This window comes from Microcella sp., from assembly GCF_051860105.1.
GTDB lineage: Bacteria > Actinomycetota > Actinomycetes > Actinomycetales > Microbacteriaceae > Microcella.
Window position 1 is genome coordinate 1 of record NZ_JBHYEO010000029.1, and the last position, 22,930, is coordinate 22,930.

Genomic DNA, 22,930 nt, shown 5'->3' on the forward strand with positions numbered 1-22,930 from the left:
CCCCCCCCCCCCCCCCCCCCACCCCTTTGACGCCACGGCCGCCCCCCGACCACACCACCGCGCGCCTCTGGCCCTACACTCCGCTCTTCGGATCGCCTGTCCGGCAGCCAGCTCTGGCCGGCCGAGCCCCAGGAGCGCTTGCGGATCGCCTTGGCCGCGGCCCGGTCGTGCGGGTGGGCGAGGCGGTCGACGTAGAGCACCCCGTCGAGGTGGTCGTACTCGTGCTGGAAGATGCGCGCGAGCCACCCCGTCGCGTCAATCTCGTACGGCTCGCCGTCGAGATCGATGGCGCGCAGAAGGGCTCGCTCCGAGCGCAGCAGGGGGAACCGCTCGCCGGGCACCGAGAGGCACCCCTCCGAGTCGGTCTCCTCGTCGGCCTCCCCGACGGGGCCCGGACTCACCAGAAGCTCGGGATTGATGGCGACTCCGCGCCAGCGCACGGCGTCATCGTCGGTCCAGTCGAACACGAAGAGTCGCGCATCCACGCCGACCTGCGGTGCCGCGAGGCCGACGCCGGGGGCGGCCTCCATGGTCTCGAACATCTCGGCGACCAGTGCTCGCAGAGCATCGTCGATCACCTCGACCTCAGCGGCCACGGTGTGGAGCACGGGTTCGCCGGTGATGCAGATCGGAAGCGCGGCCATTCGTCCAGAATATCCGTGGCCTGCGGGGTAGATTGACCGGGTGCCGCCCGAGCTGAGTGACCTGACCGAGCAGATCACCCTCACCCCCTACCAGTCGATCGGCATCCCCATCGCCCTGATCGGCGCGGTGTTCCTCTCGCTCGGCGCGCAGTTCCAGCATCGCGGTGTCACCCGCGTCGAGGAGAGCCACGGCGACGGTGAGAAGGCCGGCCTCAGCATCCGGCAACTCCTGCATCTGCTCGCCCGGCCCTCCTGGGTCGTCGGCACGCTCATGCTGGGTCTCGCCATCCTCTTCCAGCTCACGAGCCTCGGGTTCGCACCGCTCATCGTCGTGCAGCCGCTCGGCGTCGTCGCGCTCGTCATGACGGCCGTGCTGAATGCGCGCATCTCGAAGATCAAGCTCGATCGCGCGGCCATCCGGGCCATCGCCATGTGCGTGAGCGGAGTCGGCATCTTCGTCGCCATCGCCGCCGTCTACGCGATCGAGCAGGAGATCACCGAGGTGCAGCTGCTCATCGTGCTCGGAATCCTCGGCGTCGTCCTCGCGGCTTTCGGCTTCGCCTTCGCCTTCGCCCGTCGCAGCGTCGGCGCGATGTTCTACATCATCGGTGCGGGCGTGCTGTTCGGTTTCGTCGCCACCCTCGCCAAGGTCGTCATCAACCGCATCCTCAACAACAACTTCGAAGGGCTCACGGTCGTTGCCATCGTCGCGCTGCTCGCCTCCGCCGCGCTCGGCAGCTACTTCGTGCAGACCGCCTACTCGGTGGGCTCGCCCGACCTCGTGATCGCGGGGCTCACCGTCGTCGACCCTTTGGTCGCCGTGCTGATCGGTGTCGTCGTGCTCGGCGAGGCATCGCTCATCCCGCCCGCCTTCGCGATCGTGGCGGTTGTGGCCGGTGCTGTCGCCATCCTCGGCGTGCTGCAACTGGCGAAGCACCACCCGCAGACGCACCGCTGAGACGGATGCGGTCCCGCGCGAGCGGGGCGCCCTGCGGTAGCGTAGGACGACGGTTCTCCTCTTGTCCCCGGCGCTCGCCCGCGTTCGCGTTCGAGCGGCGCCCACCACCGAGAAGCAAGGATCACCACCACTGTGCCTGACGCTCCGCATGACGGCGGCTCTGCGAACCGCCCCCTCCGCGTTCTGATCGGCGGCGACACCTTCGGCCCCGATGTGAACGGTGCCGCCAAGTTCGCGGAGCGCCTCGCCGCCGGGCTCGTCGAGCGCGGCCACGAGGTGCACATCGTCGCCCCCGGCGCTGAGGGCGGCCCCAACGTGACGCGCACCGAGGTGCACGAAGATCAGCCCATGACGGTGCACCGGCTGCGCTCGTGGCGCTGGTACCCCCACCCCTGGCTGCGGTACGCGCTGCCGTGGCGCATCGAGCAGAACGCCGCGCGCATCCTCGACACCGTCAAGCCCGACGTCGTGCACTTCCAGTCACACATCGTCGTCGGGCGCGGGCTGGCGCGCCAGGCGGTCAAACGAGGCATCCGAGTGATCGGCACGAATCACTTCATGCCCGAGAACGGCCTGCAGTTCACCCCGTTCGTCGGCGCCTTCCGCGAGCCGGCCGTGCGGGCAGCCTGGAAGGCCGCCGGCCGCACCTTCGGTCTCGCTGAAGCCGTGACCACCCCGACGCGCAAGGCGGCCGACTACCTCGAGAAGTACACCGATCTCGACGAGGTGCACCCCATCAGCTGCGGGCTGCACATCGACCACTACACGCCCAACCTCGAGCCGCGCACCGAGAACGTCGTGCTGTTCGTCGGGCGGGTCGAGGCCGAGAAGCACATCGAAGAGCTGCTGCGCGCCGCGGCGAAGCTCGATCCCGCGCTCGACGTGAAGGTCGAGATCGTCGGCGACGGAGAGCAGCGTCCGGCGCTCGAGAAGCTCGCAGCCCAGCTCGGCATCTCGCACCGCGTGCACTTCGCCGGCCACGCGCCCGAGTCGTACCTCAAGCAGCAGCTGACCCGGGCATCCGTCTTCGCGATGCCCTCGCGCGCCGAGCTGCAGTCGATCGCGACGATGGAGGCGATGGCCTCGGGGCTGCCTGTCATCGGCGCGAACGCCATGGCTCTGCCGCACCTCATCCACGATGGCGAGAACGGCTACCTCTACGAACCGGGCGACGTCGACCAGTTCGCCGCACTGCTGACGAAGGTCTTCACGATGCCGCACGATGAGCTGCTCGAGCTCAAGCGCGAGAGCCTGCGCATCGTGCAAGGTCACGACATCAACCGCACGCTCGACACGTTCGAGGCGCTCTACCGCGGCGAGGCCGTCGTCGACCCGGTGGCCGACGACGTCGACACCGTGGCGCCCTGAGCGCGGGCATCCGCACTCGGTAGAGTGGCCCTGCACCGCCCGCGCGGTGCGCGGGGCGGTAGCTCAGCTGGTCAGAGCAGTGGACTCATAATCCATCGGTCACGGGTTCAAGTCCCGTCCGCCCTACCGTTCGGCGTCGTGGCACGCGTTCGTGGGGCATCGCGGCGACAGGCGAGTGGATAGCCTGTGATGATCGCTCACTCTCGCATCAGGAGACTCATGCCCCTCGTTCGTCGTCGCGCGTCACTCGTTGCCGCGAGCGTGATTGCGCTCGTCCTATCGGGATGCGCTCCGTCTGTGGAGTTGGAGCCGTGGGCGTTCGGAGAGCCGCCCGCTGCCGAGTCGACTGAGCCGACTGCTGACCAGGATGCTGTCGATCCCACGACGCTCGAGGCCGGCGACACCATCGACGAAGAACTCGCGCGTGAGCTCAACCGTGACATCACCGACGGTCTTCGTGGCTACGAGTTGCCCGACGGTACCTTCATGGTGGTCAGGCCGAACGAGCCGCTTCCACCTGCGGTGAGGGCGGATGCTGAGGCGAAGGCTGCGGCGCTTCCGGTCGTGACTGGTACAAGCGTTGAGGAGCAAACCGCTTCCGCCAGTAACGGTCTCAACCTGGCGAGCACACTCTCGTTCCTTACGGGGAAGCGCATCGTGGCGGTCGTGTACGGCACGGTCGCGTTCACCGACTTCACCATCCGCCCGGCATGGAGGGCGGCTGAGTCGCCTCTCAACGAGCAGGGTCTGTACCCGATCGGAGACGACCGGGACGCCGTCGTCGCCGAAGCTCAGGCTCTCGTCGCCCAGCAGTCCAACCCCGCCGAGTGGGAGATCATTGTTCAACCGCGATGATTCTCGGTCGCTCTGGTTGAAGGGAGCCCTATGACGCCCACCTCCGTCGCCACCCCTGCCCGCGCTCGCACGATCGAGCTGCTAGCGGCCGCCGCGCACCTCGTCGTCGCCATCGCGCTCGCGACACTCTCGCTCGGCGGTGCCTCGATCGTGCTGCCCGTCGCGCTCTCCCTGCCCGCGGGCGGACCGGGAGCCTTCGCGGGCGTCGACCTCGCGGCGGCGGTCGCCGCCGTGCTGCTCGTCTCGGCCGCGGCGCGCGCAACCGTCGCCGTGCGCCCCGAGCGGGGCCGCGCCGTGCGCGCCCTCGAGCTCTCGCAGATCTCCGGCATCACTCTCTTCCTCGTCGCGCAGCTCAACGGCGTTGCCGAGGCCGGCGCCCTCATCCTCTGCTACGCGGTCGCGGCGGCGGCGATCGGCGTGCTGTGGCTGCAGGGCCGCGCCCCCCTCGAGCGTCGCCGCTCGGCCTGGCCGTACAGCCTCGGTGCCGCGATCGCGATCGTGCCCTGGGGCGTCGTGGCGCTGTACCAGGTCGTCGGGCTCGCCCTCGGGGCCGCGCCCGCGCCGCTCGTGCGCGTGCTCACGATCGTCGTGCTCGTGCTCGCTGCCGCCCTCTGGCTCGTCGAGCGCCGGTGGCAACTCGGGCTGCTCACCGACGCGCACGCCGAGCTGGTGCGCACCGCCCTCACCCTTGGCACGGGCATCGCCCTGCTCGGGCTGGCCGTCGGGCTCGCGCGCCCTTCAGCGCTGCTGTAGCGGCTCGCCGAGCGCGAGGCCGGGCATCCCGCTCGGGGAATCGCCGCGCCCGCGACCGGGTTGCACCGACCAGACCGACAGGATGGACACCATGACCGACACCGCCCCCGCCGTCCCTGCAACGCCCGCCGAGCGCTACGCAGTCTTCCGTGAGCGCCGCGCCCTCGCCGCCGTGCAGCCGCAGGGTCCGCTCGCGCTCACCAACACCCAGTGGGTGGCAGAGGAGCAGACGATCTGGGGAGTGCCCGGCCGCTGGGCTCCCGCGCCCTCCGGACAGGGCGGCCTCGTCGTGACGGCGGACGCTGCGGCGGGCATCCATGTCGATGGTGTTCTCGTCGACGGCACCGTGCTCGTGCGCGGCAAAGACGACCCGAACCCGAGCGCGATCGTGTTCGACGACCACACGACGGGCTTCGTCATCGCGGGCGACGACGGCCTGTACGCCCTGCGGGTGTGGGATGCGCAGAGCGAGGGGATTCAGAACTTCGGCGGCATCGATGCGTTCGACTACGCGCCCGAGTGGGTCGTGACCGGAACCTTCCGCGAGATCGAGGGTGGCACGGTCGTCGGCTTTGAGCACCTGAAGGACGACGGCAAGACCCGCGGCGAGGTCGTCCCCGGCGAGATCCGGTTCACCCACGATGGCGTCGAGTACGACATCGCCGCCTTCAAGTCGGGGCGCGCGCTGCAGCTCGTGTTCGCTGACGCCACGAACGGCGACGACACCTACAGCGTCGGCCGCTTCCTCTTTCTCGCCCCGAACCCCGATGGCACGATCACGCTCGACTTCAACACGGCCATCCTGCCTCCCTGCGCGTTCAGCTACGCCTTCAACTGCCCGCTGCCGCCGAAGCAGAACCGCTTCCCCTTCCGCGTCGAGGCGGGCGAGAAGAACGTGCTCGCCGCCGACGGCTCGCTGCTGCACGGCTGACGCCCCAGCCCCACGCGCCCACGCGCCCACGTCCGGCCGTCAACTCCACAATTCAGGAGATGTGCCGAGTGGGCGGCTCGATCAGCGCCCGCACCGGCGTGTCGGGCGACGCGTCGCGTCGCGTCTCCTGAGTTGTGGAGACAGGGGCGGGTGGCCGGGCCACGGCCGGGCGAACCCGCTGATGCGGCCGCTGTCGCCGGGCACCGGCAGACTGAAGGCATGCACATCGTCGTCGACCGGCGGCCCGACGGGGTCGGGCTCATCGACGATGAGGGCCGCGTCACGCTCGTGCCCGAGGCGGGGCTGGCCGCTGCGGTCGCCGAGCGGGAGGCGGAGCATCCGCGCTGGGTGTGGACCGACACGGCGCAGTGGTACCCGCCTCTGCTCGCCGCGGGCGTGCGCATCGAGCGATGCCACGACCTGGCGCTCGTCGACGCGATCCTCGCGGGCATCGCCGGGCGGCCTCCGCGTCGCGACTGGGGGCGCGCGCCTGCCGCGGCCCGCGCCGACACCCTCTTCGACCTCGATGGGGCGACGGATGCGGTGCCCGCGATCTCCGCGTGCCTCGCCTTCGCCGAGCAGCGCGCTGCGATCGCGGCCCACGCCGATCCGGTGCGACTGACCGTGCTCGCCGCCGCCGAGTCGGCGGGCGCCCTGGCCGCGGCCGAGATGCGCCACACGGGCTTGCCGTGGAGGGCGGCCGACCACGACGCGCTGCTCGTCGAGGCTCTCGGCCCGCGACCGGGGCCCGGGCGGCGTCCCGCCCGGCTCGACCAGCTCGCCACCGAGGTCGAAACCCTGCTCGGTGTCGGGCCGGTGCCGATCGACTCGCCACCCGAGCTCGTCAAGGCGCTGCGGCGGGCGGGGCTCGAGGTCGCGACGACGCGCTCGGCCGAGCTGAAGCGGCTCGACCACCCGGCGATCGCCCCGTTGCTGCACTACAAGACCCTCAGCCGCCTGCACACGGCGAACGGGTGGAACTGGCTCGACGAGTGGGTGCATGATGGCCGATTCCGGCCCACCTTCGTTCCCGGAGGCGTGGTGACAGGCCGTTGGGCCTCCGACGGTGGGGGAGCGCTGCAGCTGCCGAAACAGGTGCGCCCCGCGGTCGTCGCCGACCCCGGCTGGGCGCTCGTGGTGGCCGACGCGGCGCAGCTCGAGCCGCGCATTCTCGCCGCCCTCTCGGGTGATGCCGCGATGGCGCGTGCCGGCGCCGGTGTCGACCTCTACGCGGGCATCGTCGCGAGCGGCGCGGTGGCGTCGCGCGAGCACGCGAAGGTCGGCATGCTCGGGGCCATGTACGGCGGCACGACGGGCGTGAGCGCGCAGGTGCTGCCTCGCCTCGCCCGATCGTTTCCGCAGGCGATCGGCTACGTCGAGGCCGCGGCGCGGGCGGGGGAGCGCGGCGAGCGCGTGGCGACGCGGCTCGGCCGCACCTCGCCGGCGCCGTCGGCCTCCTGGCGCGAGCACCAGGGCGCCGCGAGCGCGGAGGGCGCCGACGAGTCGGTGGGGCGGGCGGCCCGGTCGGCCGCGCGATCGTGGGGTCGTTTCACGCGCAACTTCGTCGTGCAGGGCACGGCCGCAGAATGGGCGCTCGCTTGGATGGCGGGCGTACGTCGACGGCTCTGGACCCCGGAGGCCGGCGCGCTCGCGGCCCAGCCGCACCTGGTGTTCTTCGTGCACGACGAGCTCATCGTGCACAGCCCGCGCGACCGCGTCGCCGAGGTCGAGGAGGCTCTGAGGAGCGCCGCGGCTGACGCGGGTCGCATCGTCTTCGGCGAGACGGCCGTGTCGTTCCCGGTCTCGATCGCGGCCGTGCACCGGTACAGCGACGCCAAGTAGCGTCGGGCCCGTTACGCCGCCTCGGGGCGATCAGGCGGGTGGATGCACCGCCTCCGCCGCACGGCGCCCGCGCCGCCGGCGATCGGTGCGCAGGGCCCACGGCTCGACCTCGGGCAGCGAGTCGAGCCAGGCGAGCGCCGAGGCCTGCAGCAGGCGCGCGGCATGCTGGGCGGCCGCCTGCGCGGCGCCCCCGGTCGGGTCGGTCACCTCGTCGCTGGCCCCGCGCCGCGGTGCCCAGAGTCGCCGGTAGTTGCGCACGAGCACGTCGACGTGGTCGCCCGGCAGCGAGAGGGCGAGCAGCACGCGCTCGACCATCTCGTGCCAATCGGCCAGGTCGGGCTCGGTGAGGTGCATGCGCGCCTCGATCGCCCCCGCATCCGTCAGCGCATAGAGCGGCAGGTTGTCGGGGGTGCTTCCCGCGTCTTCGATGAGCCCGTCGCGCCGGAGGCGGTCGAGGGTCGAGTAGACCTGCCCGACATTGAGCGGGGCATCGCGCCGGGTGCGCTCGACCACCTCGGCGTGCAACTGGTAGCCGTATGCCGGGCCGAGGGTGAGGACCGCGAGGAGCGAGTGCCGCAACGTCATGGTCCAACACTATTCGGCGTATGCATGCCGAGTGACTATCTGCCCACAGTTCACGTGATCGTCATCTCGCGAATCACAGTCGTGTGATTCCAGCCTTGTCATTCCGTCGTGTTCTGCGTCATACTGCTGTCAGGCGGGAGACCGCCACAATTGAAGACACCACGCACTCCGTGCACCAGGTCGATGGGGAAGTCGCACCTGAACGGAACGGAGTCGACTGTGGAAACCAAGACCGTGGCGGTCGCGCGCGGAGTGCTTTTCGTGCACTCCGCTCCTCGTGCTCTTTGCCCGCACGTCGAGTGGGCGGCCGGGCGCGCGATCGATCGTGCCGTGAACTTCGACTGGATCGACCAGCCGGTGCTCAAGGGAACCCAGCGCACCGAGTTCGTCTGGGAGGGCGAGCGCGGCACGGGCGCCAAGATCGCGAGCGCCCTGCGCGGCTGGGAGCACCTGCGCTTCGAGGTCACGGAAGACGCCGGTCTCGGCGCCGACGGCGGTCGCTGGATGCACACGCCAGACCTCGGCATCTACTACGCGCAGACCGACACGGCAGGCAACACGGTCATTCCCGAGGATCGCATCCGTTACGCCATCGAGGTCGCCGGTTCGAACACGCTCGAGCTGCATCGAGAACTTCGTCTCGCTCTCGGCCAGGCGTGGGATGACGAGCTCGAGCCGTTCCGCCACGCCGGCGACGGCGCGCGGGTCGTGTGGCTGCACCGCGCGGGCTGAGCCCCGCATCCACCTCGCACCCCCCGCTCGTCTCCACAATTCAGGAGCCAGCGGCGCCACCCGGCACGAAACAGCCCCACAACGGCGTGTCGCGGGGCTGTTCGCGTCGGAACTCCTGAGTTGTGGAGGCCGCGCTAGTCGACGGTGCGGAAGGCGACGACCGAGTTGTGGCCGCCGAAGCCGAACGAGTTCGAGATCGCGAGCAGCGGCCCGTCGCCGAGCGCGCGCGGCGACGTGACGACGTCGAGCGGGATCGCTTCGTCTTGGTTGTCGAGGTTGATCGTCGGCGGTGCGGTGCGCTCGTGCAGCGCGAGGATCGTGAAGACGGCCTCGAGCGCGCCCGTGCCACCGAGCAGGTGCCCCGTCGACGCCTTCGTGGCCGACACCGGGATGCTCTTCACACGCTCGCCGAACACGCGGTGAAGCGCGTTGTACTCGGCGATGTCGCCGACCGGGGTCGACGTCGCGTGCGCGTTGATGTGCGACACCTCGTCGGGCGTCGCACCGGCCTGCACGAGGGCGGCGAGCACGGCGCGCGCCGCGCCGGAGCCCTCAGGGTCGGGCGCCGTGATGTGGTACGAGTCGCTCGTGACCGAGCCGCCGGCAAGCTCGGCGTAGATGCGCGCGCCGCGCGCGAGCGCGTGCTCCTTCGTCTCGAGCACGATCGCAGCGGCACCCTCGCCGAGCACGAAGCCGTCGCGGTCGACGTCGTAGGGCCGAGAGGCGGCAGCGGGGTCGTCGTTTCGCTTCGAGAGCGCCTGCATCGAGGCGAAGGCGGCGATGGGCAGAGGATGCACGACCGCTTCGGTGCCGCCGGCGACGACGATGTCGGCCAGCCCCAGCTGCAGGTGCTCGTACGCGTTGGCGATGGCTTCGGTGCCCGAAGCGCAGGCGGAGACGACCGTGCGGGCACCTGCGCGCGCGCCGAGGCCCATGCTGATGGCGGCCGCTGCGGCGTTGGGCATGAGCATGGGGATCGTCATGGGCAGAACCCGGCGCGGGCCCTTCTCCTTCAGCACGTCCCACGCGTCGAGGAGGGTCCAGAGGCCCCCGATTCCGGTGGCGTAGTCGACGAGGATGCGCTCGGGGGCGATGTCGGGAGCGCCGGCGTCGGCCCAGGCTTCGCGGGCCGCGATGAGCGCGAACTGCGCGGAGGGGTCGAGGCGCTTGACTTCCTGCCGCTCGAGCACGTCCTCCGGACGCACCTTCGCCTCGGCGGCGAAGGTGACGGGCAGCTCGTACTGGGCGACCCAGTCGTGGGTGAGCGAGCGCGTGCCCGACTCGCCCCGCAGCAGAGCGTCCCAGCTCTCGCGGGCGGTTCCGCCGAGGGGGGAGGTGGCACCGATTCCGGTGACGACGATGGTGGTCATAACGTCAACTCTCTGCAGGGGTGATGGTTCGACCGCTCAGCGCCGGGACCGATCGGATGACCGGTCCCGGTCGCTGTGCGGCATCGTGCGGCGGCTCTAGGCCGCGGCGTTCACGATGAAGGTGACGGCGTCGCCGACGGTGGTGAGGTTCTTCACCTCGTCGTCGGGGATCTTCACGTCGAACTTCTCCTCGGCGTTGACGACGATCGTCATCATCGAGATGGAGTCGATGTCGAGGTCGTCGGTGAACGACTTGTCGAGCGCGACCGAGTCGGTGGCGATGCCCGTCTCGTCGTTGATGAGCTCGGCGAGGCCGGCGAGAACTTCTTCGGTGGACAGTGCCATGTTTATCTCCTTGTGGGTGTCGTATGACCGTCCCCAATCCTAGGGCGGCGGTGCGCCGGGCGGGGGAGGCCACGAGGGAACGGGCGGACTAGGGCAGCCGCACCACCTGGGCGCCGAACACGAGGCCCGCGCCGAAGCCGATCTGGAGGGCGAGGCCGCCGCTCAGCTCGGGGTGCTCCTCGAGCAGTCGGTGGGTGGCGAGGGGGATCGATGCCGCCGAGGTGTTGCCGGTGGTCGCGATGTCACGGGCGATGATGACGCTCTCCGGCAGCTTCAACTGCTTGGCGAACTCGTCGATGATGCGCATGTTCGCCTGGTGGGGGATGAACGCCGCGAGCTGGTCGGAGGTCACGCCCGCGGCGTCCAAAGCCTTCTGGGCGACCTTCGCCATCTCCCACACCGCCCAGCGGAAGACGGTCTGGCCGTCCTGCCGCAGGGTGGGGAACCCGCCCTCGGGGTCGTCGAAGGCCTCCTTGAGCGGGCGGTCCATGCCCACCGCGTCCCATTTCGAGCCGTCTGAGCCCCACACGGTGGCGGCGATACCGGGGGTGTCGCTCGGGCCGACGATCGCCGCACCGGCGCCGTCACCGAGCAGGAACGAGATGGTTCGGTCGGTGGGTTTCGTGAAGTCGCTGAGCTTCTCCGCACCGACGACGAGCACGTACTCCGCGAGACCGGCGCGCACGAAGGCGTCGGCCTGCGCGATGCCGTACGTGTAGCCCGCGCAGGCGGCCGAGACGTCGTAGGCGGGTGCGGGCGTCGCGCCGATGCGGTCGGCGAGCAGGGCGGCGAGCGAGGGTGTCTGAACGCTGTTGCTGATCGTCGAGACGATCACGACGCCGATCTGATCGGGCCGGATGCCCGCCTTCTCGATGGCCTCGCGCGAGGCGGCCTCGGCGAGGTCGATCGCATGCACCTCGCTGGAGGCGCGCTTCCGGGTGATGACCCCCGTGCGCTGGCGGATCCACTCGTCGCTCGAGTCGATCGGTCCGGCGAGGTCGTCGTTCGTGACGGTGAGGTCGCCGCGCGCGGCCCCGACCGCGTAGATGCGCGTGTACGGAACGCCGACGGACTGGTGCAGAGTGGGCTCGGTCATGCGTTCTCCAGAAGGTCGATGGCGGCCGCGAGGTCGTCGGGGGTCTTGACGGCCACGGTCGGCACGCCCTTCAGTGCTCGCTTGGCGAGTCCGACGAGGGCGCCGGCCGGCAGCAGTTCGATCACGCCCGTCACGCCATCGGCGGCGAACGACTGCATGCACAGATCCCAGCGCACGGGCGACGAGACCTGGCCGACGAGCAGGTCGAGAGCCGTGGTTCCTGACGTCACGACAGTGCCATTGCGGTTCGTGTAGAGCCGGATGCTCGGATCACGTGGATCGACGCCCGCCACCGCGCTGCGCAGCCGGTCGACCGCCGAGCTCATGTAGTGCGTGTGGAACGCGCCCGCGACCTGGAGCGGAATGACCCGGGATCCGGCCACGGGCTCGGCCGCGAGCGCGGCGAGCGCGGGCAGCTCGCCGGCGACGACGGTCTGCCCTCCGCCGTTCATGTTGGCGGGGGAGAGTCCGAGCTCGGCGAGGCGAGCGGCGAGGGAATCCTCGTCTCCGCCGAGGACGGCGCTCATGCCGGTGGGCACGGCGGCGGCGGCCTCGGCCATCGCCAGCCCGCGCTCGCGCACGAGGCGCAGGGCGTCGTCGTCCGTGAGCACTCCCGCGATCGCCGCCGCGGCGAACTCGCCGACCGAGTGCCCGGCGACAGCACCCACGCGCTCGCGGCGCCCGTCGAGCAGAGCGGCGGCACTCAGCAGCGAGGCGGCCACGATGAGGGGCTGCGCGACGGCGGTGTCGCGGATCGTGTCGGCATCCGACACGGTGCCGTGTGCGACCAGATCGAGGCCGACCGCCTCGGAGTACTGCTCGAGGCGCTCGCGGTGGGCCGGTTCGTCGAGCCACGGCTCGAGGAAGCCGGGGGCCTGCGAGCCCTGGCCGGGGGCGACGACGACGATCATGATGTTCATCCTCCCAAGGGGCGGTTCGGGGTGGCGGTGGGGATGCCGTGCACAAACCTACAGCGACGTTGTCGCAGGTCGACAGTCAGCGGCGCACGCTGCCCTCGGGCTCGGCGATCGAGCCGACGATCAGGGCGCACTGCAGGATGAGTGCCTCGCGCGCTCCCGTGGCGTCCCAGCCGATGACCTCGCTGATGCGCTTGAGCCGGTAGCGCACCGTGTTGGGGTGCACGAAAAGCTCGCGCGCGGTGGCCTCGAGGCTGCGCCCGTTGTCGAGGTAGGCCCACAGGGTGATGAGCAGCTCGGGATTGTGGGCCTTGAGGGGGCGGTAGATGCGGTTGATGAGCGTGCCGCGCGCGATGGGGTCGCCGGCGAGCGATCGCTCGGGCAGCAGGTCGTCGGCGAGGGTCGGGCGCGGTGCGTTGCGCCATGACCGGGCGACGGCGAAACCGGCGAGAGCGGCCTTCGCGCTCTTGCCGGCTTCGACGACGTCGGGCACCTCGGGGCCGAGCACCAGGTTGCCGGTGCCGAAGCTCGGCTCGAGGGCCTCGGCGATCTGGGCGAACGAGTACGTGGGCTCCGGCTGCGGCGTCTCGTCGTCCGTGCGCGGCGTCGACCGCCCGATCACGACGACCAGGCGGTTGCCCTGCACACCGATCAGCACATCGGCCTCGACGTGGCGCGCGGTGCGGCGGATCTGGTCGACGTCGACGATGCGCGGTGTCGTGCCGACGAGCACGCACACCTCGCCGTGCCCGTTCCAGCCGAGGGCGGCGATGCGGCTGGGCAGCTCGTTGTCGTACTCGCCGCTGAGGATCGAGTCGACGACGAGGGCCTCCAGCCGCGCATCCCACAGCCCGCGGGCTTCGGCGGCGCGCGCGTAGACGTCGGCCGCGGCGAAGGCGATCTCGCGGCTGTAGAGCAGGATTCCGTGGCGGAGGTTCTCGTCGCGGTCTTTCACCCGGTCCTCGACGACCTCGACCACGACGCGGATGAGCTGCAGCGTCTGCTGCAGGCTCACCGAGCGCAGCAGCTCGCGGGGCGCCGCGCCGAACACATCGGCCGCGATCCAGGGCTGCGAGGTGGGGTCGTCGTACCAGCTGATGAACGAGGTGATTCCCGCCTGGGCGACGAGGCCGACGGCCGAGCGGCGGCTCGGGGGCATCGTGCCATACCAGGGGAGCGTGTCGTCGAGTCGCTTGAGGGTCGCCGTCGCCAGTTCACCGGAGATGTTGCGCAGCCACTGCAACGTCTGCGCCTTCGTCAACTCTGCCACCGTGCTCCTTCAGGGAAGCGAGGGGGCTCGAGCCGGTCGGCGCGCGCCCCCTCGTCCGGTGCTAGGACTCGCCGCCCGCCGAGCCGGTCGTGCCGGCCGTCACGTCGTAGAGGCGGTACTTCTCGATCGCGGCCGGAACCGCGCTGGGGTCGACCGCGCCGCGGCGCGCGAGCTGCTGCAGCGTGCGCACGACGATCGAGGGGCCGTCGATCGTGAAGAAGCGCCGAGCAGCGGGTCGCGTGTCGCTGAAGCCGAAGCCGTCGGCGCCGAGCGTCGCGTAGTCGCCGGGCACGAACGGGCGGATCTGGTCGGGCACAGCGTGCATGAAGTCGGTCACGCCGATGAACGGACCCTCGGCGCCCTGCAGCTTGCGGGTCACGTAGGCGACCTTCGGCTCCTCCGTGGGGCGCAGGAAGTTGTGCTCGTCGACGGCGAGGCCGTCGCGGCGCAGTTCGTTCCACGACGTGACGCTCCACACGTCGGCCGAGACGTTCCAGTCGTCCGCGAGCAGCTGCTGCGCCTCGAGGGCCCACGGAACAGCGACGCCCGAGGAGAGGATCTGCGCCTTCGGACCGAGTGCCGTGCTCGGCTTGAGCAGGTAGATGCCCCGCAGTAGGCCGTCGACATCGAGGTTCTCCGGCTCGGCCGGCTGCACGTGCGGCTCGTTGTAGACCGTCAGGTAGTACATGACGTTGGGGTCGGGATGCGCCCCGCCGTACATCCGCTCGAGCCCGGCGCGCATGATGTGCCCGATCTCATAGCCGAACGCCGGGTCGTAGGTCACGACCGCGGGGTTCGTGCTCGCGAGCAGCGGCGAGTGCCCGTCGGCGTGCTGCAGGCCTTCGCCCGTGAGCGTCGTGCGGCCCGCGGTGGCGCCGATGATGAACCCCCGGGTCATCTGGTCGCCGGCGGCCCAGAACGCGTCTCCCGTGCGCTGGAAGCCGAACATCGAGTAGAAGACGTAGACCGGGATGAGCGGTTCGCCGTGCGTCGCGTAGCTCGTGCCGACCGCGGTGAACGCCGCGACGGCGCCGGCCTCGTTGATGCCGGTGTGGATGATCTGACCCTGGGGGCTCTCCTTGTAAGCGAGCAGCAGCTCCCGGTCGACGCTCGTGTAGTGCTGACCGTTGGGGTTGTAGATCTTCGACGTGGGGAAGTAGGCGTCCATGCCGAACGTGCGCGCCTCATCCGGGATGATCGGCACGATGCGGTGCCCGAAGTCCTTCGAGCGCAGCAGGTCTTTCAACAGGCGCGCGAAGGCCATCGTCGTGGCGACCTCCTGCTTGCCCGAACCCTTCTTCGCGATGTCGTAGGTCGCGGCGTCGGGCAGAGAGACCTGGGTGTACTTCGACCGGCGCTCGGGAACGTAGCCGCCGAGCTCGCGACGACGCTCCTGCAGGTACTGGATCGCCGGGTCGCTCTCGCCCGGGTGGTAGTAGGGCGGCTGGTACGGGTCGGCCTCGAGCTGAGCATCCGTGATCGGGATACGCATCTCGTCGCGGAACTGCTTCAGGTTGTCGAGCGTGAGCTTCTTCATCTGGTGGGTCGCGTTGCGGCCCTCGAAGCTCGGGCCCAGGCCGTAGCCCTTGACGGTCTTCGCGAGGATCACGGTCGGCTGCCCGGTGTGCTCGCTCGCCGCCTTGAAGGCCGCGTAGACCTTCCGGTAGTCGTGGCCGCCGCGCTTGAGGTTCCAGATCTGGTCGTCGCTGTAATTCTCGACCATAGCGGCCGTGCGCGGGTCGCGCCCGAAGAAGTGCTCGCGGATAAACGCGCCCGACTCGGCCTTGTAGGTCTGGTAGTCGCCATCGGGGGTGCGGTTCATGAGGTCGCGCAGCGCGCCCTCGTGGTCCTGCTCGAGCAGGGCATCCCACTCGCGACCCCAGATGACCTTGATGACGTTCCAGCCGGCGCCGCGGAAGAAGCTCTCGAGCTCCTGGATGATCTTGCCGTTGCCGCGCACCGGGCCGTCGAGCCGCTGCAGGTTGCAGTTGATGACGAAGTTGAGGTTGTCGAGCCCGTCGTTGGCGGCGAGCTGCAGCGCGCCGCGGCTCTCGACCTCGTCCATCTCGCCGTCGCCGAGGAACGCCCAGACCTGGGTGTCATCGGCCTGCGCGATGCCGCGGTTACTCACGTACTTGTTGAGCTGCGCCTGGTAGATCGCATTGATCGGCCCCAAGCCCATCGACACGGTGGGGAACTGCCAGAAGTCCGGCATGAGCCGCGGGTGCGGGTAGCTCGAGAGGCCTCCGCCGGCGCCGGCGTGCGACTTCTCCTGCCGGAAGCCGTCAAGCTGTTGGGCGCTCAGCCGGCCCTCGAGGAAGGCGCGGGCGTACATGCCGGGGGAGGCGTGGCCCTGGTAGAACACCTGGTCGCCACCGGTCGGGTGTTCGGCGCCGCGGAAGAAGTGGTTGTGGCCGACCTCGTAGAGCGCGGCGCTCGAGGCGTAGGTCGAGATGTGGCCTCCGACCGCGATGCCGGGGCGCTGCGCACGGTGCACGGTGATGGCCGCGTTCCACCGGATCCACGCGCGGTACCGGCGCTCGATCTCCTCATCGCCGGGGAACGCGGGCTCGTTCTCGGGCGCGATCGTGTTGAGGTAGTCCGTGGTCGGCACCATGGGCACGCCGAGGTGCAGCTCCTTCGAGCGCTTCAGCAAGCTGAGCATGATGTCGCGACCCCGTTCGGCACCGCGCTCGTGGACGACCGCGGTGAGCGACTCGTTCCATTCGGCGGTCTCCTCCGGATCGGAGTCGACGTGGCTGACCGAGTACGGATCCTGGTCGTTGACCGTCACCCTTGACCTCTTCCTGGTGGTAGACAGAGTGTGTCGGCACGAAAGCCCGCTCCGGGTCACGGCGCGGTGCATCGCACGAGCGATGTCGAGTCTAGTCACCCGCTCCGCACCGCTCGGTGCGAGCCCGATGAGCACCAGGAGCCACCCGTGCCGCAACCCGATCTCCCCGTCGTCGGCAGCACGGCCCCCGACTTCTCCCTGCGCGACCAGTTCGGGCAGACGGTGACCCTGAGCGGCTACCGCGGGGCATCCGCCGTCGCGATCGTCTTCTTCCCCCTGGCGTTCACCGGCACGTGCACGGGCGAGCTGTGCGAGCTGCGCGACAACGTGGCGATGTTCCGGGCGGCCGGCGTGCAGCTGCTCGGAATCTCGGTCGACTCCACCGCGACCCTCCGCGAGTTCGCCGAGCGTGAGGGCTACGACTTCCCGCTGCTGGCCGACTTCTGGCCGCACGGCGAGGTCGCCCGCACGTACGGGGCCTTCCTGGATGACAAGGGGTACGCGACGCGCGCGACCGTGCTGGTGGATGCGGACGGCGTCGTGCGGGCATCCTTCGCCGCCAGCCCCAGCGAGGCGCGTCCGCTCGCCGCGTACCGAGAGGCCATCGCCGCCCTCTGAGCCGATCGCGCCGGTACGCTGGTGACCGACGGGCTCTTAGCTCAGCTGGTAGAGCGCCTCGTTTACACCGAGGATGCCGGGGGTTCGAGTCCCTCAGGGCCCACTTCGCGGTCGAGGGCCGCCCGGCCGCTCGCGGTGTCGGCGGTCGTCCTTAGCGTGGGTCTCGTGCCGTGGAGTGTCGAGCAGTGGTGGCAGCGCCGCCAGCGCATCACGGGCCTCTCTGTGCCGAGCCCGATCGGTCGGTACCTCGACGCGTGGGCCCCGTTCACGGCGCTCGTCGAGCAGTACCGTCCTGAGCGCAACCACGAGCTCGTGCTCTCGCAGATCCCCCCTGCCGCCGACGTCTACCTCGTGTGGGTGTGCGCGGTCGGCCACGAGTTCGTCGCGACGCCGGCCGAGCAGCGTGCCCGACCGGGCCGCACACGCTCCTCGCGCTCGTGGTGCCCCGTCTGCGCGACTCCGTCGCTGCTGCCGTCCACGCCGCGATGGCCGCGTCTCCACAATTCAGGAGACGCAACGGTCGAGACCGGCATGCGGATGCCCGCGCGGCGTGTCGTCGCCCGACACAGCCCCCCGGCTCCTGAATTACGGAGGTCGGCGGCGGAGGTGCGCCCGGGGGAGGCCTTCTGCAGCGACCGTGCCCCGCGGGCGACCTCCGCGGCCGAGGGGCGGCTGCGCGCGCTCATCGCCGAGCGGCTCGAGCTCGACCTGCGCCCGACCGCCGTGCGCGTGCGCACGCCGTTCTTCGGCCGCCTCGAGGTGTGGCCCGACATCGTCATGCCCGAGCTGGCGATCGCCGTCGAACTCGACACCGTCGGGCGCAACGGCGATGAGCATGTCGGGCGTCGCGAGCGTGCTGATCGCCGGAAGGATCAGCTGCTCGCCGAGGTCGGCTGGCAGGTCGTCCGTCTCCGTTGCCGCCCGCTGCGGGCGCTCGGTCCCGACGATCTGGTCGTCGCCGGCGTCTCGCACTCCGCGGTCGACGCCCTCATCGAGCGCCTCAGCGAGGTGCGCGGGCACCTGCTCGTGCAGGCGTACGCGCGACCTGCTCCGTTCGGGCGTGTCGGGGGTCGCCCTAGCGTCGGAGGTCGCCTCTAGCGTCGGGGGTGGAGAAGCCCGATCCGCCGAGAAGGGAGCCGCTCATGACGACGCTCGCAGCAGCAGCAGCAGCAGCAGCCGCCGCCGCCGCGCATCCTGCGTGCGTGCCGGTGCCCCTCGACCTCGAGTACACGAGCGACGGTCTCGCAGGCGGCTACGGGGCCGTGCGCTCCTGGTCACAGCTCGCCGCGCTCGCCGGTCGGGTCGAGGCGGGCCACGGGCGCTGGGTGATCGTGCAGCGTCGCGACGATCCGGGCCGTCGATTCGCCCAGTTCCTGCGCACGACGGAGGCGATCATCGTCGAGGTCGGGGCGCTCGATGCCACGACCGGTCGTCACACGGTCTGGCGCTTGCGCGCCGACGATCCGCACGAGTCGCCATTCGATGCCGATCGGTTCCACGGCATCGCGCGCGACTGGCTGTCGATCGGCGTGGTTCCCGGCTATTCGGCGGCGACGATTCTGCTCGACGGTGACGACGAGCCGTTCTGAGCCGCTGACGAAGCAGCGCGAGGCGACGCGCCTACAGGTACAGCGCCCAGAGCAGGGCGGCGAAGGTCGCGACGAAGATCGCGGGCCCGACGAACCGCACCACGTCGACACCGCGCGCGCTGGCGATGATGCGGCGCCCGATCGCCGAGACGCCGGGCACGGCCTTCAGCTCCTCGATGACGGCGAGGCCCTCCTGTGCGGCGGCGAACTGCGCCGCCGCCCCCAGCACGCCCGATGCGAGCAAGATTCCCGTGGCGGCGAGGCGCACGGGCAGCGGGGTCTCGGCGAGCCCATCGATGAGCATCCACACCGTCACCGCCAGCAGGAAGGTGGGGGCCAGTTGCGACACAATGATGTGCCAGCGTGCGCGCGTCCAGTGGGCGATCAACTCGTTCTCGGTCATGCGCACCACTGTACGTCGCTCATCCCTGTCGTCGAGAGGCCCCCGAACGCCCCATGAACGCCGCCATCTGGGCCCTCGTGGTCTCGTGCGTGCTGTGGGGCACCACCGGCACCGCCGCGTCGTTCTTCCCCGACGCCGTGAGCCCACTCGCGATCGGCGCGAGCACCATGACCCTGGGGGGAGCCCTGCTCTTCGTCGTGAGCCGCCGAGCGGCGCTCGGTGTCATCCGCGATCGACGCGTGCGCGGCTGGCTCGTGGCGGCGGCCCTCGGCATGGTCGCCTATCCGCTCGCGTTCTACGCCTCGATGGACCTCGCCGGCGTTGCGATCGGCAACGTCGTCTCGCTCGGCTCGGGGCCGCTCTTCGCGGCCGTGCTCGAGTGGCGAGTGCATCGGCGACGGTTGACGGCGCGGTGGATGCTGAGCGCGGGCATCGCGATCACCGGCATGGCCCTGCTCGTCGCCGGCGGGCACGGCGACGGCTCGCCTGTCGATGCGGCGGGCATCCCCCTCGGGGTCGCTCTGGGGCTCGTCGCGGGTGCTGGATACGCGCTCTTCACCTTCGCCTCCGGGATCGTCATCCGCGCCGGGCACTCGGGTCGCGGCACGATGGGGGCGGCATTCGGGCTCGCAGCACTGCCGCTCGCCGTCGTGCTGCTCGCCATCGGGGGGCCGCTGCTGGCCGCACCCGCGAGCATCGGGATCGCCCTCTACCTCGCCGTCGGTCCGATGTTCCTGGCCTACCTGTTCTTCGCGGTCGGTGTCCGCGCGCTCGCGTCGAGCACGGTGACGGTCATCACGCTCCTCGAGCCGCTCGTCGCGACGCTGCTCGCCGTTCTCATCGTCGGTGAGCGTCTCGAGATCGCGGGCTGGGTCGGGCTCGCGCTCATCCTCGCGGGGGTCACCGTGCTCTCCTCGGCTCGGCAACCGCGTTCGGAGCGCTGACCGCCCTATCATCGGGGCATGGTCGACGACGCGCTGCCGCCGAACGAGGGTGCTGACCCGGAGACTCCTCCCGGCCCGCGCCGATCGACGTTCACGCCGCCGCCCTCCGGGGCCAGCTACGACCCGTCGGCGACCGATGACGATGCGCTCGCGGGGGCACTGACCCAGGAGTTCGCGCGGTGGGCACCTCCCACCGGACCGATCTCGACTGCGCCCGTCACGACCCCGGAGGCCACGCCGGCGGCGTTTCCGCCCAACGCGCCGGCTCCGCCCGCCCCGCCGGCGGCGTTTCCGCCCACCGCGCCCGCCCCGCCCGCCCCGACGGCAACGTTTGCGGGGGTCGTGCCGCCGCCGCCCGCCCGGCAGTCGCTCACCGACGCGCAGCTGCTCGAGGTCGCCGACCTCGATGCGCCCGATCACGATACGGCGGCCCTGCTCGACCTCGTCGAGCGCGAGCTCGAGCTGCGACAGGTCGAGGCGCGTCGCCTCGCCGAGTGGGAGCAGCAGGTGCGTGCGGCGGACGTTCCGGCGGCCGATGAGATCGTGTCGCAGGTGCGCGCGCAGTTCACCGGCGTCGTTCCGGTGGTGCCGGTGAGCGGCGTCACCCTGTCGGTCGCCGAGCAGCTCGCAGCCGCACCGCCGCCAGAAGCAGCCTCCTCCTCCCCGCTCGCCGAGCCAGCACCGCTGCCCCCGCTGCCCCCGCTGCCCCCGCTGCCCCCGGCGCCGCCGGCCGTTCCGCCGAGTGCCCCCGTGATCGATCTGGCGCTCGCCGACGCTCCGCCGCCCTACGGCATCGTGCCCTCGGCGGTCGTGCCGCCCCCGCTCGAGACCGTGGACGAGGTCTCCGGTTCTCCGGTGCCCGATCTCGTCGAACCGGTCGCTCCTCCCTCGGGCCCGCTCGACGCGGCGGCTCCGAGCGCGGCGGCACTGCTCTTCGACGATCTCCTCCGCGAGCCCGAGCCTGCTCCTGATGCTGAACCCCCATCGGGATCGGCGGCCTCGCCGCCCGCGGCCGCGCCCGGCGACGCCGACGGCATCGCCGCCCTGCTCGGCGGGCTCGGTGCCGACGCGGGCGCCGCACCCACGCCCGGGAGCGCCGTCGCGGCCGACACGGTGGTCGATGAGACTGGGGCCGCATCCACCCCGAGTGATGAGGTGACCGCTTTCGGGACGGCCGGCGCGTCGGCTGCCGAGTCGACCGCGGGGCCGCCCGTCGGACCGCGTGCGGGGCGCATCGAGGTCAGCGCGCTCGAGCCGACGCCGGCCGATCAGCGCGCCGGTCGCTCCATCCGGTTGTTCTGGCTCTGGTTCGCGGTCAACGCCTCCGTCGTGAGCGTCGCCCTCGGTGGCGTGATCGTCGGGCTGGGCGTGAGCCTCCGGCAGGCTGTGCTCGCGACGCTGCTCGGCGTCGCCATCTCCTTCCTCCCGCTGGGCCTCGGCACGCTCGCGGGCAAGTGGAGCGGCCAGCCGACCATGGTCATCTCGCGCGCCACCTTCGGCATCCGGGGGAACCTGCTGCCGGCGTTGCTGGCCGTCGTCACGCGGCTCGCTTGGGCGGCCGCCCTGCTCTGGATGCTCGCCGCGGGTGTTGCCGAAGTGCTCGTCGGGTCGGGCCTGGTCGTGGGGCTCGGCCGTCTCGAGCTCACGATCGGTGGCGCGGCCATCGGCCTCGTTCTCGCCGCGATGCTCGCGGGCTTCGGCTTCGGACTCATCGCCCTCGTCAGTGCGGTGGTCAGCGCGCTCTCCGCTGTGCTCGTGATCGGGCTCATCGTGCTCACCGCCTCCTACCTCGACCTCGACGCGGCGCTCTCGGTGCCCGACGGCGACTGGCAGCTGCTCGTCAGCGGTGCTGTGCTGGTGTTCAGCGTCGTGGGTCTCGCGTGGGCGAACAGCAGCGGCGACCTCGCGCGCTACCAGGCGAAGGGCACCTACGGTTCGTCGGCCGTGCTCTTCACAGCGTTCGGCGCGACGATCCCCGCCTTCACCCTGATCTGCTGGGGTGCGCTCCTGGCCGCCTCGAACCCCGTCCTCGCCGAGGGGCTCCAGTCGAATCCGATCGATCTCGTCTCCCGTCTCCTGCCCTTGTGGTACCCGGTTCCGCTCATCGCCGCGGTCGCCCTCTCGCTTGTCTCGGCCGCCGCTCTCGCGCTCTACTCGGGCGGCTTCGCCCTGCTCGCGAGCGGACTGCGCGCGCCGCGCCACGTCGGCGTCACGATCACCGTCGTGCTGACGGGAGCGCTCGTCGCGCTGCTCGTGCTGCTCGTGCCCGACGTCGCGTCGTTGTTCCGCGACATCGTGACGACACTCGCCGTGCCGGTCGCCGCGTGGGCCGGCATCTTCGGCGCGGAAACGATGATCCGCACCCGCCGCGTGCACTCGCCCTCGCTGCTGCGTACGGGCGGTGTGTATCCCGCGGTGCGGTGGGTCAACCTCCTGATGCTGCTGGTCATCACGGCGGTGGGCTGGGGCTTCAGCACGGCGTCGCTGGGGGGACTTCAGTGGCAGGGATACCTGTTCTCCGTGCTCGGTGTCGATACCGGGTCGGCGCTCGCCGTCGCCGATCCGGGCGTGCTCGTCGCCCTCCTGCTGGGTCTGCTGACGCCGCTCGTCGCGGGAATCCCGGCGCTGCGTCGACTGCAGACCGCTGAGCGCGCGGCCGCCGACGCCGACGCTGATGCCGCCGCCACGCTCGGTCGCGCCGACCGTCTCGAACAGCCCTCGGCAGCGCCGCTCGACGGAGCACCGATCGCATGACGACGGTGGCGGATGCCGCTGCCGCGGTCGAGCGGTTGTGGCCGCTCGCGGGCGCAGAGCAGTGGGATGCTCCGGGCCTGCTGAGCGGTGACCCGAGCGCGACCGTCACCCGCATCCTGCTCGTGGTGGATGCCGTCGCCGCGACCGTCGAGGAGGCGATCG

21 protein-coding genes, 2 tRNA genes and 1 pseudogene are annotated in these 22,930 nt (G+C 71.0%); 15 read left to right on the forward strand and 9 right to left on the reverse strand.

Going from position 1 to position 22,930, the window contains the following annotated elements:
- Nucleotides 1-95: 95 nt before the first annotated feature.
- Nucleotides 96-644, reverse strand: a pseudogene (gene def, locus ACTIE9_RS11985) (peptide deformylase); the annotation flags it as partial.
- Between the two features lie 40 nt (nt 645-684).
- Between def and ACTIE9_RS11990 the strand changes: the two are divergent.
- The 7 genes from ACTIE9_RS11990 (at nt 685) to ACTIE9_RS12020 (ending at nt 7,351) form a co-directional block, all read left to right on the forward strand.
- Nucleotides 685-1,602 (forward strand): DMT family transporter, encoded by a 918-nt coding sequence (locus tag ACTIE9_RS11990; protein ID WP_439565803.1) that lies wholly within the window; start codon nt 685-687, stop codon nt 1,600-1,602.
- Nucleotides 1,603-1,734: 132 nt separating this feature from the next.
- Nucleotides 1,735-2,970: a glycosyltransferase gene (locus tag ACTIE9_RS11995; RefSeq protein ID WP_439565804.1), complete on the forward strand. Its 1,236-nt coding sequence runs from the start codon at nt 1,735-1,737 to the stop codon at nt 2,968-2,970.
- A gap of 52 nt (nt 2,971-3,022) precedes the next feature.
- Nucleotides 3,023-3,096: transfer RNA gene (locus ACTIE9_RS12000), tRNA-Ile, on the forward strand.
- A gap of 171 nt (nt 3,097-3,267) precedes the next feature.
- Nucleotides 3,268-3,825 (forward strand): hypothetical protein, encoded by a 558-nt coding sequence (locus tag ACTIE9_RS12005; protein WP_439565805.1) that lies wholly within the window; start codon nt 3,268-3,270, stop codon nt 3,823-3,825.
- Between the two features lie 30 nt (nt 3,826-3,855).
- Complete coding sequence (locus ACTIE9_RS12010; protein WP_439565806.1) at nt 3,856-4,578, forward strand: hypothetical protein; 723 nt, start codon at nt 3,856-3,858, stop codon at nt 4,576-4,578.
- A gap of 91 nt (nt 4,579-4,669) precedes the next feature.
- Nucleotides 4,670-5,509: a DUF1684 domain-containing protein gene (locus ACTIE9_RS12015; RefSeq protein ID WP_439565807.1), complete on the forward strand. Its 840-nt coding sequence runs from the start codon at nt 4,670-4,672 to the stop codon at nt 5,507-5,509.
- Between the two features lie 219 nt (nt 5,510-5,728).
- A complete protein-coding gene (locus tag ACTIE9_RS12020) occupies nt 5,729-7,351 on the forward strand; it encodes a bifunctional 3'-5' exonuclease/DNA polymerase (protein ID WP_439565808.1) in 1,623 nt (540 codons plus the stop codon).
- 30 nt (nt 7,352-7,381) lie between these two features.
- Here the strand turns inward: ACTIE9_RS12020 and ACTIE9_RS12025 are convergent, their stop codons facing one another.
- Nucleotides 7,382-7,936 (reverse strand): PadR family transcriptional regulator, encoded by a 555-nt coding sequence (locus ACTIE9_RS12025; RefSeq protein ID WP_439565809.1) that lies wholly within the window; start codon nt 7,934-7,936, stop codon nt 7,382-7,384.
- A 183-nt stretch (nt 7,937-8,119) separates the two neighbouring features.
- Between ACTIE9_RS12025 and ACTIE9_RS12030 the strand changes: the two genes are divergently transcribed.
- Nucleotides 8,120-8,668, forward strand: coding sequence for a DUF3145 domain-containing protein (locus ACTIE9_RS12030; protein WP_439565810.1), 549 nt, complete (start codon nt 8,120-8,122; stop codon nt 8,666-8,668).
- Between the two features lie 134 nt (nt 8,669-8,802).
- Here the strand turns inward: ACTIE9_RS12030 and ACTIE9_RS12035 are convergent, their stop codons facing one another.
- The 6 genes from ACTIE9_RS12035 to aceE all read right to left on the reverse strand — a co-directional run bounded on the left by ACTIE9_RS12035 (nt 8,803) and on the right by aceE (nt 16,460).
- The gene (locus ACTIE9_RS12035) at nt 8,803-10,038 is read right to left on the reverse strand and encodes a beta-ketoacyl-[acyl-carrier-protein] synthase family protein (protein WP_439565811.1); all 1,236 of its coding nucleotides are present in this window, start codon (nt 10,036-10,038) and stop codon (nt 8,803-8,805) included.
- Nucleotides 10,039-10,134: 96 nt separating this feature from the next.
- Nucleotides 10,135-10,383 (reverse strand): acyl carrier protein, encoded by a 249-nt coding sequence (locus ACTIE9_RS12040; protein WP_255159604.1) that lies wholly within the window; start codon nt 10,381-10,383, stop codon nt 10,135-10,137.
- A gap of 88 nt (nt 10,384-10,471) precedes the next feature.
- Nucleotides 10,472-11,479: a beta-ketoacyl-ACP synthase III gene (locus ACTIE9_RS12045; protein ID WP_439565812.1), complete on the reverse strand. Its 1,008-nt coding sequence runs from the start codon at nt 11,477-11,479 to the stop codon at nt 10,472-10,474.
- A complete protein-coding gene (locus ACTIE9_RS12050; RefSeq protein ID WP_439565813.1) occupies nt 11,476-12,390 on the reverse strand; it encodes an ACP S-malonyltransferase in 915 nt (304 codons plus the stop codon). The genes ACTIE9_RS12045 and ACTIE9_RS12050 overlap by 4 nt, the downstream gene beginning before the upstream one ends.
- An 85-nt stretch (nt 12,391-12,475) precedes the next feature.
- Nucleotides 12,476-13,657, reverse strand: coding sequence for a PucR family transcriptional regulator (locus ACTIE9_RS12055; protein ID WP_439565821.1), 1,182 nt, complete (start codon nt 13,655-13,657; stop codon nt 12,476-12,478).
- A 70-nt stretch (nt 13,658-13,727) separates the two neighbouring features.
- The gene (gene aceE, locus ACTIE9_RS12060) at nt 13,728-16,460 is read right to left on the reverse strand and encodes a pyruvate dehydrogenase (acetyl-transferring), homodimeric type (RefSeq protein WP_439565814.1); all 2,733 of its coding nucleotides are present in this window, start codon (nt 16,458-16,460) and stop codon (nt 13,728-13,730) included.
- A 147-nt stretch (nt 16,461-16,607) separates the two neighbouring features.
- Between aceE and ACTIE9_RS12065 the strand changes: the two genes are divergently transcribed.
- The 4 genes from ACTIE9_RS12065 to ACTIE9_RS12080 all read left to right on the forward strand — a co-directional run bounded on the left by ACTIE9_RS12065 (nt 16,608) and on the right by ACTIE9_RS12080 (nt 18,667).
- Nucleotides 16,608-17,078, forward strand: a complete 471-nt coding sequence (locus ACTIE9_RS12065) for a peroxiredoxin (RefSeq protein WP_439565815.1) — start codon at nt 16,608-16,610, stop codon at nt 17,076-17,078.
- A 30-nt stretch (nt 17,079-17,108) separates the two neighbouring features.
- Nucleotides 17,109-17,181: transfer RNA gene (locus ACTIE9_RS12070), tRNA-Val, on the forward strand.
- A 62-nt stretch (nt 17,182-17,243) separates the two neighbouring features.
- Nucleotides 17,244-18,176: a hypothetical protein gene (locus ACTIE9_RS12075; RefSeq protein ID WP_439565816.1), complete on the forward strand. Its 933-nt coding sequence runs from the start codon at nt 17,244-17,246 to the stop codon at nt 18,174-18,176.
- 44 nt (nt 18,177-18,220) lie between these two features.
- Complete coding sequence (locus tag ACTIE9_RS12080; RefSeq protein WP_439565817.1) at nt 18,221-18,667, forward strand: hypothetical protein; 447 nt, start codon at nt 18,221-18,223, stop codon at nt 18,665-18,667.
- Between the two features lie 31 nt (nt 18,668-18,698).
- Here the strand turns inward: ACTIE9_RS12080 and ACTIE9_RS12085 are convergent, their stop codons facing one another.
- Complete coding sequence (locus ACTIE9_RS12085) at nt 18,699-19,070, reverse strand: hypothetical protein (RefSeq protein WP_439565818.1); 372 nt, start codon at nt 19,068-19,070, stop codon at nt 18,699-18,701.
- Between the two features lie 53 nt (nt 19,071-19,123).
- On the opposite strand from ACTIE9_RS12085, the gene ACTIE9_RS12090 reads away from it, so the two are divergent.
- The 3 genes from ACTIE9_RS12090 to ACTIE9_RS12100 form a co-directional block, all read left to right on the forward strand.
- Complete coding sequence (locus ACTIE9_RS12090) at nt 19,124-20,014, forward strand: DMT family transporter (protein WP_439565819.1); 891 nt, start codon at nt 19,124-19,126, stop codon at nt 20,012-20,014.
- A gap of 18 nt (nt 20,015-20,032) precedes the next feature.
- Nucleotides 20,033-22,768: a purine-cytosine permease family protein gene (locus tag ACTIE9_RS12095; protein ID WP_439565820.1), complete on the forward strand. Its 2,736-nt coding sequence runs from the start codon at nt 20,033-20,035 to the stop codon at nt 22,766-22,768.
- Nucleotides 22,765-22,930, forward strand: a 166-nt coding sequence (locus ACTIE9_RS12100; RefSeq protein WP_439565822.1) for a Nif3-like dinuclear metal center hexameric protein, incomplete at its 3' end; no start/stop codon positions are given. The genes ACTIE9_RS12095 and ACTIE9_RS12100, both read left to right, overlap by 4 nt.